Origin of the sequence: Aureimonas sp. OT7 (assembly GCF_014844055.1) — a bacterium.
GTDB lineage: Bacteria > Pseudomonadota > Alphaproteobacteria > Rhizobiales > Rhizobiaceae > Aureimonas > Aureimonas altamirensis_A.
In genome coordinates this window covers 2,769,087-2,784,578 of sequence record NZ_CP062167.1, presented here as the reverse complement: position 1 = coordinate 2,784,578, position 15,492 = coordinate 2,769,087, and the positions used below count along the sequence as shown (strand labels likewise).

General features: G+C 64.2%; 14 protein-coding genes. 9 read left to right on the top strand and 5 right to left on the bottom strand.

The window, feature by feature from the left end:
• Positions 1–92 precede the first annotated feature (92 nt).
• The 5 genes from IGS74_RS13310 (at position 93) to IGS74_RS13290 (ending at position 7,442) form a co-directional block, all read left to right on the top strand.
• The gene (locus tag IGS74_RS13310; RefSeq protein ID WP_192386741.1) at positions 93–677 is read left to right on the top strand and encodes an NAD(P)H-dependent oxidoreductase; all 585 of its coding nucleotides are present in this window, start codon (positions 93–95) and stop codon (positions 675–677) included.
• A gap of 67 nt (positions 678–744) precedes the next feature.
• On the top strand, positions 745–1,302 hold the full coding sequence (locus IGS74_RS13305) for a dual specificity protein phosphatase family protein (protein ID WP_192386739.1): 558 nt from the start codon (positions 745–747) through the stop codon (positions 1,300–1,302).
• A 79-nt stretch (positions 1,303–1,381) separates the two neighbouring features.
• Positions 1,382–2,557, top strand: coding sequence for a GGDEF domain-containing protein (locus IGS74_RS13300; protein ID WP_192386737.1), 1,176 nt, complete (start codon positions 1,382–1,384; stop codon positions 2,555–2,557).
• 112 nt (positions 2,558–2,669) lie between these two features.
• Entirely contained in the window at positions 2,670–4,853 is a 2,184-nt protein-coding gene (locus IGS74_RS13295; protein ID WP_082016167.1) for an EAL domain-containing protein, read from the top strand.
• 48 nt (positions 4,854–4,901) lie between these two features.
• Complete coding sequence (locus IGS74_RS13290; RefSeq protein ID WP_192386735.1) at positions 4,902–7,442, top strand: ATP-binding protein; 2,541 nt, start codon at positions 4,902–4,904, stop codon at positions 7,440–7,442.
• A 5-nt stretch (positions 7,443–7,447) separates the two neighbouring features.
• Here IGS74_RS13290 and IGS74_RS13285 read toward each other — a convergent pair whose 3' ends face one another.
• On the bottom strand, positions 7,448–8,392 hold the full coding sequence (locus IGS74_RS13285; protein ID WP_192386733.1) for a crotonase/enoyl-CoA hydratase family protein: 945 nt from the start codon (positions 8,390–8,392) through the stop codon (positions 7,448–7,450).
• A gap of 361 nt (positions 8,393–8,753) precedes the next feature.
• On the opposite strand from IGS74_RS13285, the gene IGS74_RS13280 reads away from it, so the two are divergent.
• Positions 8,754–9,944, top strand: a complete 1,191-nt coding sequence (locus tag IGS74_RS13280) for a CaiB/BaiF CoA-transferase family protein (protein ID WP_192386731.1) — start codon at positions 8,754–8,756, stop codon at positions 9,942–9,944.
• Here the strand turns inward: IGS74_RS13280 and IGS74_RS13275 are convergent.
• Positions 9,927–10,580: a precorrin-8X methylmutase gene (locus IGS74_RS13275; RefSeq protein ID WP_192386729.1), complete on the bottom strand. Its 654-nt coding sequence runs from the start codon at positions 10,578–10,580 to the stop codon at positions 9,927–9,929. The two genes, IGS74_RS13280 and IGS74_RS13275, sit on opposite strands and share 18 nt — an antisense overlap.
• A 154-nt stretch (positions 10,581–10,734) precedes the next feature.
• On the opposite strand from IGS74_RS13275, the gene mgtE reads away from it, so the two are divergent.
• Both mgtE and IGS74_RS13265 read left to right on the top strand, forming a co-directional pair.
• On the top strand, positions 10,735–12,138 hold the full coding sequence (gene mgtE, locus IGS74_RS13270) for a magnesium transporter (RefSeq protein WP_192386727.1): 1,404 nt from the start codon (positions 10,735–10,737) through the stop codon (positions 12,136–12,138).
• A gap of 69 nt (positions 12,139–12,207) precedes the next feature.
• Positions 12,208–12,600: a MerR family DNA-binding transcriptional regulator gene (locus tag IGS74_RS13265; RefSeq protein WP_039193646.1), complete on the top strand. Its 393-nt coding sequence runs from the start codon at positions 12,208–12,210 to the stop codon at positions 12,598–12,600.
• Between the two features lie 6 nt (positions 12,601–12,606).
• On the opposite strand, the gene IGS74_RS13260 is transcribed toward IGS74_RS13265, so the two are convergent.
• A complete protein-coding gene (locus IGS74_RS13260; protein WP_192386725.1) occupies positions 12,607–13,569 on the bottom strand; it encodes a heparan-alpha-glucosaminide N-acetyltransferase in 963 nt (320 codons plus the stop codon).
• Between the two features lie 142 nt (positions 13,570–13,711).
• Between IGS74_RS13260 and IGS74_RS13255 the strand changes: the two genes are divergently transcribed.
• A complete protein-coding gene (locus IGS74_RS13255; protein WP_192386723.1) occupies positions 13,712–14,503 on the top strand; it encodes a YdcF family protein in 792 nt (263 codons plus the stop codon).
• Here the strand turns inward: IGS74_RS13255 and IGS74_RS13250 are convergent.
• The gene (locus IGS74_RS13250) at positions 14,489–14,776 is read right to left on the bottom strand and encodes a DUF3253 domain-containing protein (protein ID WP_246722553.1); all 288 of its coding nucleotides are present in this window, start codon (positions 14,774–14,776) and stop codon (positions 14,489–14,491) included. The two genes, IGS74_RS13255 and IGS74_RS13250, sit on opposite strands and share 15 nt — an antisense overlap.
• The gene (locus IGS74_RS13245; protein WP_039193655.1) at positions 14,773–15,483 is read right to left on the bottom strand and encodes a DUF599 family protein; all 711 of its coding nucleotides are present in this window, start codon (positions 15,481–15,483) and stop codon (positions 14,773–14,775) included. Before IGS74_RS13245 ends, IGS74_RS13250 begins: the two co-directional genes overlap by 4 nt.
• Positions 15,484–15,492 lie beyond the last annotated feature (9 nt).

The following is a 15,492-nucleotide window of genomic DNA, read 5'->3' as shown; positions in this document are numbered from 1 at the left end:
TGTGGAAAGACGCTGTGTCGCCAAGGCTTCGATTGACGGGCCGGGCCTCTCGCCTCAACACCTCCGCAGGTGACATTTCCAATGGAGCGGCCATGAAGCGCGTTGCAGTTTTCAACGGATCCCTGCGCAAGGAATCCATCAATCGCAAATTTGCCGAAAGCATCGCCCTGCTTGCGTCCGGTAAGCTCGAGTTCCGCTTTGTCGAGATCGGCGACCTGCCCCTCTACAACGACGACCTTTTGGCCGATGGGGTGCCCGCTTCGGTCGCCCGCGTGAAAGCCGAGATCGAGGCTGCCGACGCGGTGCTGTTCGTCACGCCCGAGTACAACCGTGCCTACACGCCCGCCATCAAGAACGTGATCGACTGGGCTTCGCGGCCCTATGGCAAGAATTCCTGGAGTGCCAAGCCCTCCGCCGTCATCGGCACCACGCCCGGGGCCACAGGTACGGCAGCGGCGCAGAACTCGCTGAAAGGCCTTCTGACGGTCGTCGACACGGTCCTGATGGGGCAGCCTGAAGTGTACTTCACCTACAAGCAGGAGCTGTTCGGCGCCGACGGTGCGGTGGTGGACGCCTCCACGCGTACGTTCCTGACCGCCTGGGTGGACCGGTTCACCGCCTGGATCGAGCGGACGTCGGAGCGCAAGACGCAGGATCAGGCCGGTCCGGCCCGATAATCGCCGGATTGACGGCACAGGGTGCGTGGACGGCGCGTTCGATGAGTTCGAGTATCAGGGATGTCCCATGGCCAAGCCTAGACGGTTCACCATCGCAGGTCTTGCGGTGCTGGCCATACCTGCCATGACGGGTATTCATATGGCGCTCGGCCAGATGACCGGCAATTTCCACGAGGTCCTCCCGGGGCAACTGTATCGTTCGGCCCAGCCCGACGGGGAGGACATCGACGAGATGGTGCGCGTTCACGGTGTGCGCACCATCATCAACCTGCGCGACGAGGCACGCGAAAGCTGGTACGCGGAGGCCGGTTCGGCGGCCGCGCGCAACGGTGTCGAGATGGTCGATTTCCCGATCAGCTCGGCGCATGAAGTGCCCGTCGAAACATTGCAGCAACTGGCTGCCATCATGCGGGACGCGGAAAAGCCCTTGCTGATCCATTGCGAGCATGGTGCCAACCGGACCGGGCTTGCGTCGGCGGTCTATGTCGGTGCCGTCGCCGGCAGAAGCGAGTTGCTTGCCGAATTCCAGCTTTCCCCCTTCTACGGGCACGTTCCGATCCCGGGGATCGGACGGTATGAGATGTACAGCTCCTGGGACCGGTTCGAGGAAACTATCGGTTTCTGACGATCCGTTTCTTACCAGTTGGTAGGCGAGCCCCGATTGCGGTATGGATGGCGTACGCGTCGCTGGATCGGGGAGCCGCTTGAAGAACAACCGGGCTTCAACTGCCTTCAAGGGCCACTCCCTTCCGAAGACGGCAGCGGGCCGATGGCTGGGCCATATTTCGGAGGATGCGCCCCTGGAGGTCAGGGACCGCCTTCTGGGCGGCCTCTATGGCACCATCCCGATCTTCTTGGGCGGGGTGGCCAACACCGTCCTCGTCTCGGCGTTCATCGCGATCCGCATCGACGCTCCCCGCTTCTACGTCTGGGTATGCCTCGAAATCGCCATCTGCCTGGCCCGCGTCTATCTGCTTATCCGTTCCAGGCGTCTGGCGCGGCTTGGCCGCGACACCCATACGGATGGCATGATGATGCTGTCGCTCGCCTGGGCGGCCGGCGTCGGTTACGGCAGCTTCATATGCCTCCTGTCCGGCGATTGGGTGGCGTCCACCATGGCCATGATGTCGTCGGCCGCCATGATCGGCGGAATCTGCATCCGCAATTTCGGCACGCCGCGCCTGGCATCGGCCATGATGGTGCTGGCCTTCGGCCCCGCCTGCTTTGCGCTGCCCTTCACCGGTGAGCCGTTGCTGCTGCTCGGGTTGGTGCAGATACCCTTTTATATCCTCAGCATGTGCCGCGCTGCCTATGTCTTGAAATCGATCCTCGTCGCGACGATGATAGCCGAGCGCCAGCACGCTCTCCTATCCCGCCACGACGCGCTGACGGGCCTGCTCAACCGGGTCGGGCTTGCTGCGGAACTGCGTCGTATCGCCGCCAGGGCGGCGGGGTCCGAACGGCTGGTCGCCTTCATGTACATGGACCTCGACGGCTTCAAGGCGGTCAATGACGATTTCGGCCACGACGTCGGCGACGCCGTTCTGAGCGCCGCCGCCGACCGCCTCCAGGAGCATTGTTCCGCCGAGGCGGGAGCGGCGCGCATCGGCGGCGACGAATTCGTCTTCATCTGCCTGTGCGACGACGAGGCATCGGCCGACAGGATGGCGCTGCGCCTGATGCAGGATCTGCGGGCGCCCTACGATGTCGCGGGCGTCGACATCCACTTCATCGGCGTCAGCATCGGCATCGCCTTCGCCGAGCCCGATACAGCCGGGCAGGTCGATCTCAAGCCACTGCTGCGCGCGGCCGACAGCGCGCTCTATGCGGCCAAAAGGAGCGGCAAGGGCAAGTTTACGAGGGCCACGGACCCCGTGTAAGAGCGTTCCACAGCATGCCATGCCGGTTGTAATTCCGTTTTCCTTCCTTTGGCCGAAACGGTAAAGTAAGTTTTTACTTGGCCCGTTTACCGGTGCCGAAACAGCACTCCGGATGTCGGAGCGTTTAAACAAGGCGTTCGCACTCATGTCATTGATAGTCGTTGTTGATGATCAAGGCAGCAACCAAAGGATATACTCTCGCCTGTCGAAGCTCGCGGGAGAGGACGTCAACGTCAAAACCTTCGCAAGCCCGTTCCGGATGCTCGACTGGCTCGAAGAAGGCGAGCCGGACCTCATCATTACGGACTACAAGATGCCGGGCATGGACGGCGCCCAGTTGACCCGTCGGCTGCGCGACATGCCCAACTCCGCCGACGTTCCCATCATCGTGCTGACGGCCTACGAGGATCTCAGTTTTCGGCTCATGGCGCTCGAGGCCGGCGCCACGGACTTTCTGCAGACGCCCGTCAACCACGAAGAGTTCGTCAGCCGGGCGCGCAACTTCCTGAAGTTCCGCCGCCAGCAGCAGAGCGTCAAGCTGAAGGCGCAGGCGCTGGAGCGCCGATTGCTGGACAGCGAGTATTTCCGCCAGATCGCCGTGCGCGACAGTCGCGAGCAACTGGCGCAGGTCATCGATACGGTGCCGGCGCTCATCAGCGCCACCGATCGCGATGGCCGATGCGTCTTCGTGAATGCGATGTTTGCCGTCTATTCGGGCCGCGATCCGGCCGCCTGCGTCGGCCTTCCCGCGGAAACGCTTCTGGCGGGGACGGACGTTGCGCGGCTTCGCCAGGTGGAGCGCAGCGTCCTGACCCGGGGCCTGCCGCACCCTGCCTACGAGGAAGCGATCCAGTCTCCCGAGGGGAGCGAACGCTACTTCCTGACGACGAAGTCGCCGCTGATGGATGCCAACAGCAAGGTCGTCGGCGTGCTGACTTCGTCGCTCGATGTCAGCGAGCAGAAGATGGCGCACGAGCGCCTGCGCGAGTTGGCCCTTCATGACGGGCTGACCGGCCTGCCCAACCGGACCTATCTGTCGAACCGCGTCCAGTCGCTTCTGCTGGAGCCGGCCCGGCCGGGGCGCATGCATGCGCTGCACCTTCTGGACATCGACCGCTTCAAGACCGTCAACGATACGCTCGGCCATTATGTCGGCGATCAGCTCCTGCAGTCGATCGCCCAGCGGTTGAAGCTGCTGATCGACGAGAACACGACCCTGTCCCGCCTGGGCGGCGACGAGTTCGCTTTTCTGCAGGAGGGGATCTCCGACGTTTCGGAAGCGGAATCGCTGGCCCGCCGGATCGTATCCACCCTGTCCGACCCGATCGACGTCGCCCGCCACAGGGTCAACGCCACGGCAAGCCTCGGCATCGCGTTGATCGGCCCGCATGGCCAGGACGTCAACGAAATTCTCAAGAATGCCGATCTGGCGATGTACCAGGCCAAATCCGAAGGCCGCAACCGATACAGCGTCTTCGCCGCCGACCTGCGGGCCCGCATCAAGGAATCCTCCCTGCTGGAGGCGGCCATGCGCGATGCACTGGCGCGGGGCGAGTTCGTGCTGCATTACCAGCCGCAGGTGGATATCGCCACGCGCCGGATCTCCGGCGTGGAGGCGTTGATACGCTGGCAGCATCCGCAACGCGGGCTGCTGTCGCCGGCAGAGTTCCTGAGCGTCGCCGAAGAGACGGGGCTGATCGCGCCCATTTCCGACTGGGTCCTGCGAGAAGCATGCCGGCAGGCGCAGGAATGGCGGTCCATGGGCTTCGAAAGCCTCACCATGGCCGTCAATCTGGCGCCGGTTCAGTTCAATTACGACGACATTCCGAAGATGGTGTCGCGTGTGCTGGCCGACACCGGCCTGCCATCGTCCAATCTGGAACTGGAGCTGACGGAGAACACGTTCTTCGATCCGGTACAGAACCCGACCCCGCGCCTGGCCGTACTGCACAACATGGGCATCCGGCTGACACTCGACGATTTCGGAACGGGATATTCGTCGCTGCTCCGGGTCAAGATGCTGCCCATCGACGCAATCAAGATCGATCGCGGGTTTCTGGAGGCAATCCCGGGCAGCGAGGCGGACGCCGCCATCGTGCGTGCGATCATCAGGCTGGCTCATGGGCTGAAGCTGCACGTGGTGGCCGAAGGTGTGGAAACCGCCGAGCAGCTCGCCTTCCTCAAAGAGGAAAAATGCGAACTGGCGCAGGGTTTCTATCTCGGACGTCCGGTGGCCGCCGACGCCTGTCTGCGGGCGCTGCTCGACAACAGGCAGGCGGTCGGCAACGCCGCATAAGACAACAAACGAGAACGGCTTAACGGCGGATCAGAACGAGCTTTGAGTGTGATTATCAAAGAATGGGCGGCCTGGTTTCGCAGGCGCCCAGATCGCGAACACGAGATCACGCTCAACCGTGCCGTCATCTCTCTCGCGATTTTGATCTTCACGCTGTTCTTCATGCCCCGGGGGGAAACCGCCTTCGCGGCGCGCCTGATCGCCGTGCTTTACCTGATCTCGGCCACGCTTCTTCTGGCGCATCTGCTATGGCGACCGGGGATATCCACTGTCCGTCGCATCGTCGCGATGGCCGTCGACCTCGTGCTCCTGTCGTTCGGCCTTGCCATCGGGCAGGGCTCCGTCGCCATACTCTACCCGTTCTATTACTGGATCATCCTCGGCAACGGCTTCCGCTATGGCGAAGCCTATCTTTATTCCGCAACGGTGGCCGGTACGCTCGGCTTCCTGGCGGTCATCCTCAGCTCGCCCTACTGGCAGAGCCAGCCGCTCCTGTCGGGTGGCCTTCTCGGCGGCATCGTCATCCTGCCGCTCTATGCCGCAACGCTGATCCGCAGCCTCTCACGCGCCAAGGAGGCCGCCGAGCAGGCAAACCGGGCGAAATCCGCCTTCCTCACCAGCGTCAGCCACGAATTGCGAACCCCGCTCAACGCCATCATGGGATCGACGGACCTGCTCGTGGACACCACGCTCCGGCGCGATCAGCGCGACATGGTGGATACGATCCGCGTCGCCTCGAGCGCGCTCCTGTCGCAGATCAACGACCTTCTCGATCTGTCCAGCATCGAATCCGGCCGTCTGCGACTGACGCCCGTGACCTTCGATCCGCTGGAGCTTCTGGCGGGTGTGCGCGACGTCGGAGCCGTGCAGGCGCGGGCGAAGGACATCGCGTTCCACCTGTTCGCGACCGCACGCACGCCGTCGCTGCTGACCGCCGACGAGCGGCGCATGCGGGAAGTTCTCATCAACCTCGTCGGCAATGCGATCAAGTTCACCGAAACCGGGTCCGTGACCCTGTCCGTCGACTATGTCGAGGGCAAGGGCGGGCCGTCGCTGCTGTTCGAGGTCGAGGATACCGGCATCGGCATGACCGATGAGGAGCAGCAGGTCATCTTCAAGCGGTTCACGCAGGCCAACGCGACCATTCTCAACCGCTTCGGCGGCACGGGGCTCGGCCTTGCCATCGTGCGGGAACTGGTGGAGCTGCAGCGCGGCGAGATCGAGGTCAGCAGCAGCCTGGGCACGGGCAGCCTGTTCCGCGTGCGTATCCCCGTGCGCAAGGCCACGGAAGCGGAAGCGCCCGTCGGCTCGCTCCTGTCCGAGACGAAGGTGATCCTTCTCGATCCGTCGGATGTCTATGGCGGCGTCGTGCCGCCCGTGATACAGCGCGACAGCGGTATCGCCGTACTGGCCGGGACGGTGGAGCAGGCCGTAACGCAGATCGTGCTGCCGGCCCCGGACGAAATCCGGCATCGCGTGGTGCTGCTTGTCGAGATGGAGGACGGCTGGCCGGAACAGGCCGATCCGGCGCAGTTCGTTTCACATCTCAAGACGGCCGCTCCGACAGGCATATTCGGTATATCCCGCCGGTCCAACGGGCTCCCGGCGGCGGCTGTCAGGCACATCGTTCCCTGCATCGTCGGCGAGGAACGCTTCGGGGAGGATCTCATGCACGCGATGCGACTGGTAAGGCGCGCTACGGAAGCCGCATCGGGTAGCCATTCTACCATCGTGCGCCGCGAAAAGGGGTTGCGCATCCTTCTGGCCGACGACAACCGCGTCAACCAGAAGGTCATCAGCCGGATACTCGAAGCGGGTGGGCACCACGTCAAGGTCGTCGGCGACGGCGAGGCGGCCCTCGACGCCATGGAGGCGGGCGGTGTCGATTTCGTGCTGATGGACCTGAACATGCCGGGCATGGACGGCGTGGAATCCACCAAGCTGTTTCGCATGATGTCGCTTGGCCGGCCACATCTGCCGATCGTCGGCCTGACCGCCGACGCCACCAGGGCGGCAAGCGACCGCGCGGTGGGAGCCGGCATGGACGCCTGCCTGACGAAGCCCGTCAACGGGCCTGCCTTGCTCGACAAGATCGACCTTTTGTTCGCCGAGCACGGCGACGGTGCCGCCCTGGAAGAAAATCGAAGGCCGGTGGCGGACCTGAAGCTCGTCAGCGAGACGGAGGTGCCGTCGGCACGCGCCGGCGAAGGTGACCAGCATGTCGACACGGCGATGTTGAAGAACCTCGAGACCCTAGGCGGCCCGGCCTTCGTTGCAGCGGTTATTTCCGACTTCCTGACGGATGGCAGCGCGCTGCTGCTGGAGCTGCGGGAGGTTGTCGCGGCCGGCGATGTCGCCGGGTATGCGGAGAAGGCGCACGCGCTTCAGAGCGGCGCGGGCAATATCGGTGTGCTCCGCGTGGCGGAATCGTGCCGCAACTGGCGTCCGCAATCGTCGCAGGAACTGGTCAAGACCGGGCCCGGCGTCGTGGAAAGGATCGAGCAGGAGTTTGAAACCGCCCGCTCGATCCTGTTGCGTCAGCATGCGCGTCGGCCGCTTCTGATCTCCGACCGCGATCAGGGCGCCTGACCGCCTCATTCAGCCGCAATCAGCGCGTCCTGCTCGCGGGCTATGTTGCAGCGACGATCCTGGGCGGCGGCAAGGCGCTCCATCTTCTTCAGATCGGACGGCGCAAGACGCATCGCGGCATCGACCCAGATGTCGACGACATCGCGCAGCTCCTGGAGCGAGATGCCGGCCACCCGGTTGCGAGTGCGGAACACCGCCTGCATGGCGTTGTGGCTGCGCGACTGCCGTGCGCACCACGCGCGCAACGCCGCCTCGCCTTCACCGTCTTCGGCCAGAACGTCGACGAGCCCGATGCGGTGCAGTTCTTCCGCGGTGTAGATGCGGCCGCTGAGGATCATGCGCTCCGCTTCCACGGCGCCGATGCGCCGGGCGATCAGGCTGTAGGCGCCCATGCCCGGGAAGAGGTTGAACAGGACTTCCGGCAGGCCGAAACGGGCGCTGCGCTCGGCCACGATGACGTTGCAGGACAAAGCCGTCTCGAAGCCGCCGCCCAAGGCATCACCCTGCACGAGCGCCATGGTGACGACCGGCTGGTCGTAGCTGACCACGTTGTTCCAGACGATATCGACGCAGGAATGGGCATACTTCTGGAGCAGAAGCTTCTGCCCCTTGCGAACCGCGTTGGCGAAGAGGCGAAGATCGCCACCGAGGTTGAAGATGCCGGTGGACCGCGAAGCGACGACGAAATACTTGAATGGCAGTTCGTTTTCGGGCGTCTGCGCCATGCGGTTGCGCAGGAAAGACTGCATCGATGTCACGTCGCGAAGCAGTTCCGGAGTGACGCTGGGCCGCGACTGCGGCTGCAGGTGACACCAGTAGATGCCGGCGTCGCGGTCGAGCGACAGATCGACGTCAGAGTATAGCGGCGTCCAGGCGTCGCGGTCGGGCAGGCCGATGCCGGCCGTGGAGAGGAGGGAGGTCTGGGAAGGGGTCGAGAACTGGAAGGTCATCGGGAGGCTCCTGGTGCGATGGGAGGATTTACTGGGACTTGTCCGGACGATAGTACACCGCCCTTATTGTGTTGTAACGCGGAAGTGCATCAATGCCCTTCGGACGACAAATAGTTGCAACTGAGTCACTTCCTTTGATGCTGCTGTCCGAACGACTCTGCATGATCGAATTTCTGCCGCGGACAGGGCAGGCTGCAGGCCGTCCTGGCGCGCCGGTATCGAAGCCGGAGGGCGTGGCCCTCCGAAGGAGAAAAACAGTTATCCTGTAAACAAAAACTTGCAATTGATTCGTTGCGCTTGCCCCATGTTCGGCCCCGTGTCACACCGGGGCCGCCGAAACGATTTTGGGATTGCGCACGCCATGCAAGCACCGGTTGCCGGCCTCCGGGTCGTCGAATTTGCCAGGATTCTTGCCGGGCCCTGGATCGGCCAGACGCTCGCCGACCTGGGGGCGGACGTGGTCAAGGTGGAGGCGCCGGGCGGTGACGACACCCGCAGCTGGGGCCCCCCATTCGTGCCCGGCATCGACGGCGACCACCTCAGTGCGGCTTATTTTCATGCGTGCAACCGCGGCAAACGCTCGGTCGTGCTGGACTTTTCGACGGAACATGGGCGCGATGCCGCCCGCCGCCTTGCGGCCGGCGCCGACGTCGTCATCGAAAACTTCAAGCTCGGCGGCCTTCGAAAATACGGGCTCGACTATGAGAGCCTCTCGGCGCTGAACCCCCGGCTCGTCTATTGTTCCATTACCGGCTTCGGCCAGGATGGGCCATATGCGCACCGCGCCGGCTACGATTACATCGTGCAAGGGCTTGGCGGCATCATGGACCTGACCGGCGATCCGCACGGAGAGCCGCAGAAGATCGGCGTCGCCTTCGCCGATATCTTCACCGGTCTCTACGGCGTCATCGCCATCCAGGCGGCCCTTGCCCAACGCGAAAGGACGGGCAGGGGGCAGCATATCGACATGGCCCTTCTGGACTGCATGACCGGCGTTCTGGCCAACCAGGCGCTCAACTACCTTGTTTCCGGCGTCAGCCCGCACCGCATGGGCAATGCCCATCCCAACATCGCGCCCTATCAGGTCTTCGCCGTCGCCGATGGCCATGTCATCCTTGCCGTCGGAAACGACGGTCAGTTTGCGCGATTGTGCCAGGCCCTGGGCCAACCCGGCCTTGCCGCCGAACCGGACTTTGCCACCAACGCCGCCCGTGTCGGATCGCGGGACCGGCTCACCGGACTGCTGGCGCCCCTGATCGCCGCCTACGGGCGCGATGACTTCCTGGCGATGATGGAGGCTACCGGGGTTCCTGCCGGGCCGATCAACAGCGTGTCCGATGTCTTCGCAGATCCGCAGGTCATCGCGCGCGGCATGCGGATCGCCATGGCGGAGGACGCCGCGCTTGGCGGCACCGTGCCCGGCGTCAGGACACCAATCCGCTTTTCCGACGCGGACCTGGCCCTGTCGCGGCCTTCGCCACGGCTTGGGCAGCACACGCAGGAAATACTGGCCGAGATCGGCCTCGGCGCCGCCTCACGAAGCGGCGCGTGACAGGATGGCGATTGCGTTGAGGGTCGCGGCGGCCATCGCGCTGCCGCCGCGTCGTCCGTGGACGATAATGGATGCCAGCTCCGGGCGCTCGGCCAGCGCCTGCTTGGATTCGACCGCGCCCACGAAGCCGACCGGCATGCCGACCACCAGCGCCGGCCGGGCATCGGCCTGCGACACGCATTCCAGGAGCCGGAACAGTGCCGTGGGCGCATTGCCGAACACCAGGATGGCGCCGTCGATGCGCTCGGCCCAGATGTCCACCGCGGCGGCGCTGCGCGTCGTCCGCAAGGCCCTGGCGCGGTCCGCCACCCCGGCATCGTCGAGGGTGCAGACGATGTCCACGCCGTTCGGCAGCAGCCGCGGGATGATGCCGCGCGCCACCATCTGGACATCGCAGAAGATGGCGCGCCCGGCCCGCAGGGCCTCCATGCCCGCAGCAACGGCACCCGGCGTGAAACCGATGTCCGCAGCGATATCCACCATGCCGCAGGCGTGGATGATGCGGGTGGCGACATCGGCCTCATCTGCGGTGAAGCGCGACAGGTCCGCTTCCGTCCGGATGGTGTCGAAGGAGCGTGCGTAGATCGCCTCCGGATCCCTCAGATAGTCGTAGTGCCGCTCTTTGAAACCGCTCATGGTCCGCCATGTGTTGCAGTGCCGCGTCGCCGGGGCGCTCTTCGTCTCTGCATGGGGTAAACCGCGCGTTTAAGGGGTGCAACATGCGGTGCGGAAATGTAGGTGCGTTGTTATCCGGTTCGTTTCACAGGGGGTGCCGTTGGCCGAGGGCGACATGAAGGAAATCCCCGAGGGTGAAGCCCCGGTCGCTTCCGGCATCTACGATGATGAGGGCAATATCCTTCACGCGTTCATGGACCGTGTCCGCGAGGCGCTGGCCCACGACGACGCGATCGACCTGCGCAACGCGATCGGCGGCCTGCACGAGACGGAACTTGGCGAAGTCCTCGGCTATCTGACGACCGAGCAGCGCCAGGCTCTGGTCCGCCTCATGGGGGAGGATTTCGACTATACCGCGCTGACCGAGGTGGACGAGGCCATCCGCCTCGAGATGATCCATGCCATGCCGCCCGAACAGGTCGCCGTCGCAGTATCGGAGCTCGCATCGGACGATGCCGTCTACATCCTGGAAGATCTCGACGCCGAAGACCGCGACGAAATCCTCAGGCGGCTGCCCTTCCGCGAGAGGCTTCGCCTCCGCCGGGCGCTGGAGTATCCGGAAGAATCCGCCGGTCGTCGCATGCAGACCGAGTTCGTAGCGGTACCGCCCTTCTGGACCGTCGGCCAGACCATCGACTACATGCGGGAGGACGACGATCTGCCCGAGACCTTTTCCGAGGTCTTCGTGGTGGACCCCTCGTTCAAGCTGCGCGGAGCGGTGGCATTGCACGAGATTCTCCGGGCCAAGCGGCCCGAGAAGATCGAATCCGTCATGCATCCGACGCGCCACGCCATCCCGGCCGAAATGGACCAGGAGGAGGCCGCGCAGATCTTCGAGCAGTACGATCTGCTGTCGGCGGCCGTCGTGGACGAGAACGAAAGGCTCGTCGGCGTGCTGACGATCGACGATATCGTCGACGTCATCCAGGAAGAGGCGGAGGAAGATTTCCGTCGCCTCGGCGGCGTCGGCGACGAAGAGATATCCGATACCGTCCTGACGGCGGCACGCTCCCGGTTCGCCTGGCTGTTCCTGAACCTGTTCACGGCCTTTCTGGCCGCGTCCGTCATCGGGCTTTTCGACGGGACCATCCAGCAGATGGTGGCGCTGGCCGCGCTGATGCCGATCGTGGCCTCGATGGGCGGAAACGCTGCGGCACAGACGATGACGGTGACCGTGCGCGCCATCGCCACGCGCGACATCAACATTCATAATTCCGGGCGTATCCTGCGGCGCGAGGTCCTGGTGGGCCTTCTCAACGGCACGGCCATAGCCTTCCTGATCGGGCTGGTCGTTATGCTGTGGTTCGGCGAGATGAGCCTTGGCATCGTGATTGCGGTCGCCATGGTCATCAACATGCTCGCGGCGGCGCTGGCCGGCATCCTGATCCCGCTGCTGCTGAACCGCGCCGGCGCGGACCCTGCAATCGCCTCCGCCGTCTTCGTGACGGCAGTTACCGACGTCGTCGGCTTCTTCGGTTTTCTCGGGCTGTCCACGTGGTGGTTCGGCCTGGCGCGATGATGGCTGGCCGGCAATTGACTTTTACGTAAATCTGATAAGAAAGAACCCGGGATTACGCTGGAGAATTCGATGCGCGACTATTACACCATCACCGAGCTGACGCGCGAGTTCGACATTTCCACACGTACGATCCGCTTCTACGAGGATGAGGGGCTCCTGTCGCCGATCCGACGCGGCCGGACGCGGCTGTTCCGCCATTCGGACCGGCAGCTCCTGAAGAACGTCCTTCGCGGCAAGCGGCTGGGCTTTTCGATTGCCGAGATCCGCGAGATCATCGGGATGTATCGCTCTCCGCCGGGCGAGTCCGGGCAGCTGCGCGCCATCGTGCGCCGTATCAACGAGCGACGCGCCGAGCTGGAGCAGAAGCGCCGCGACATCCAGGAGCTTCTGGCCGAACTGGATCAGGCGGAAGAGGCATGCCTGACCAGGATGGCGGAGCTGGGTATCGCCCCCAACGGCTGAAAGCCGTCAGGGCAGGGTCCGTGCGGTGCACATGACGATCCTGTCCTGGAAATCGTTCGTCTGGTCCTCGGTCAGTCGGTTGGCAAGATAAGGCTCCATCAGTCCGGCATCCGACAATTCCGTCTGCACGCAGCCGCAATAGCCTTCGCAGGTCTCGGCAGACTGCTGTGCCGAGCAGGCAGCGATGCATTCCTGCCGGAAGACGGCCGTCAGGTCAGGCGGCATGACATAGGAATAGGTCGCGATCACTGCGAGGTTGACCGGCTGGTGGATCAGGTAGAACGCCAGCGAATGGCGGCCTATGTATCGGAGCGGAGCCGTCAATGGCGTCGACAGGATGGCCGGATTGAGCAATTTCAGCTTCAGCCAACCATCGTTGCGCGCCAGCCAGAGGCCGCAGCCGATGCCCAGCAGGATGATGCCGGTCCACGGAAAGATCGGTACGATGTCGTTGGACATCGGCTCCTGCGACGCAAAACCGATCCACGCCAGATAGCGCGGGTTCATCACGGGCGTGGTGAACAGGTTGGGCAGCGCGATGACGGCGATGCCGGCCGCCACGGCCAACCAGGTGGAGCGGCGCACGAAGGCAAGGCCGATCAGGCTGCCGACGGCGATCTGGTGCAGGATGCCGAAGAAGACGAAGCTGCCGGGCGTAAACAGAAGAGTCGCGACCGTGATAGCCGCCGCGCCGGCGGCGATCTGCGCCAGCCTTGTCAGGAAGGGCTGCCAACGTATGCCGCGCAGATGCGCCAGCACCAGGGACAGGCCGACCAGGAACAGGAAACTGGAAGCGATACCCCGCGCGAACAGCCGCCAGCCGCCGCTATTGGCTGTGCCACGCGCAATGTAGCCGAAAAATTCGAGATCCCAGGTGAAGTGGTAGACCGCCATGGCGATCAGCGCGACGCCGCGCAGAAGATCCAGGATTTCGATACGGCCTCGTTTCCTGCCCGCTTTCGCCGTCATCGCTACCCCTCGTTCCACCAGACGCTGTTTGTAACCTTTCGACCCGTTCCGCAAGTCGGGCATCGCGGGGAGAGGGCACGCTCGCAACAGGCTTGTCTGTTATCCGGGACGGCATCCATCCATCGGGCGGGTACCAACGCACATGTTCTTCTACCTTTCCAAAATTTTCTGGTTCGTCGTCCAGCCCCTGTCCGTGGTGATGATCGTGATCGCCCTCGGCTTCGTCGCAGGCATTGCAGGCTGGCGCAGGACGGCTGCCTGGGTTTCGGGCACGGGCCTTGCGATGCTGCTGCTGATCGGTCTTTCGCCGCTTGGCCTCCTGATGATGAGCGGGTTGGAAAACCGTATCCAGCGGCCACCCCTGCCTGGGAAGGTGGATGGAATCATCGTGCTCGGCGGATCGCTCGATACCCGTGTCGCAGGCACGCGCGGCGAGCCCGAACTCAACGACGCGGCGGACCGTGTGACCGAGGGTGTCGCCCTTGCACGTCGCTTTCCGGAGGCACGGCTGATCTTCTCAGGCGGCACGGCCGCCGTGCTGTTCGACGACATCAGCGAGGCGGGCGTCGCCGGGCGCCTGATGGAAAGCCTCGGCGTGGAGCCGAGCCGGATCGAGCTGGAGGATCGCTCCCGCGATACCTTCGAAAACGCCGTGTACACCCGTCAGATGGCCCAGCCGAAACCCGGCGAAGTGTGGCTTCTCGTCACATCCGCATTTCACATGCCGCGTGCCGTCGGCTGCTTCCGGGTGGCCGGCTTCGACGTGGTCCCGTGGCCGGTGGATTATCGCACGCCGGCCGGCGCGGCCATCTGGCGCCCATCGGCCGCCAATATCCGAAACGTCGAAAAGGTGCACTTCGCAATTCGCGAGTATATCGGCCTTGCGGCATACTGGATGTCCGGCCGCACGGACGTCTTGCTACCCGGAGCCTGAGCCGCCGCTCGGGCGTCCGATACGGTAGATGCCCTTGAAATCCTGCGGGTCGACCAGCCGTCCCTTGCGATAGACGCCGACACGGCCTTCCCCCGCCAGTTCCACGACGGCCCGCCGAACGGGCTGCATCAGGAGCCGCCAGACCTTTTCGTCGGACCCGGCCAACCCCCGCGCGACCTCGGACGGGCAGACGGTCTTGGGGGGCTCGCGTTCATCCAGCATACGCAGGACGGTATCGCGGATTTGGGAATGCGAGGCGATATGCTGGATCAATGGTTTGGTCCTGAAGGGGCAAGGGCGCGACGCGCGTCGGAAAAATACTGGCGGCGAAACAGGATGACGGAAAGGCCGATGGTCGTGGCCATGAGAACGACGGGGCCCAGAAACCAGCCGAGATAGGCGACCCCGAAGAAGATGGTCCGCAGCCCGGTGTTGAAATGCCGGCCGGCGATTATGTTCATCCGCGTGGCGCGTTCCAGCGCCATGGTGGCGGCGTCGGGATCGGCATCCGCTTCCATGCGCATGGGAACCGCGCCGACCAGGATGGTGCAATAATTGAACAGGCGATAGGCCCAGCCGAACTGGAAGAATGCCAGGGCGAAGATGACCATGACGCCCAAAAGCTTCAACTCGACCTGCGCCCTGTCCGCAAGGCCCGACAAGGGAAGGTCCTGCGCGATGACGGCGATCTGCTCCGCCGAGCCCATAAGCGCGAAGCAACCGCCGATGGCGAAAATGCAACTCGATGCGAAGAAGGCCGTGCCCTGCTGCAGGCCGGCCATGATGGCGGTGTCGATCATCCGGAGGTCGCGCCGCAACATGGTCTCCATCCAGACCGAGCGCTGCTCGTTCATTCGGGCGGTCAGACCCCGGCGGCTCAGCGGGCTGCGGTCGGCAATGTAGCTGTAGACGATCCAGCCGCCGATGAAGACCAGGAAGGCGATCCGGTTGAGCGTATCGAAGGCGTCGAGGAAGCTCATCTGGGAATA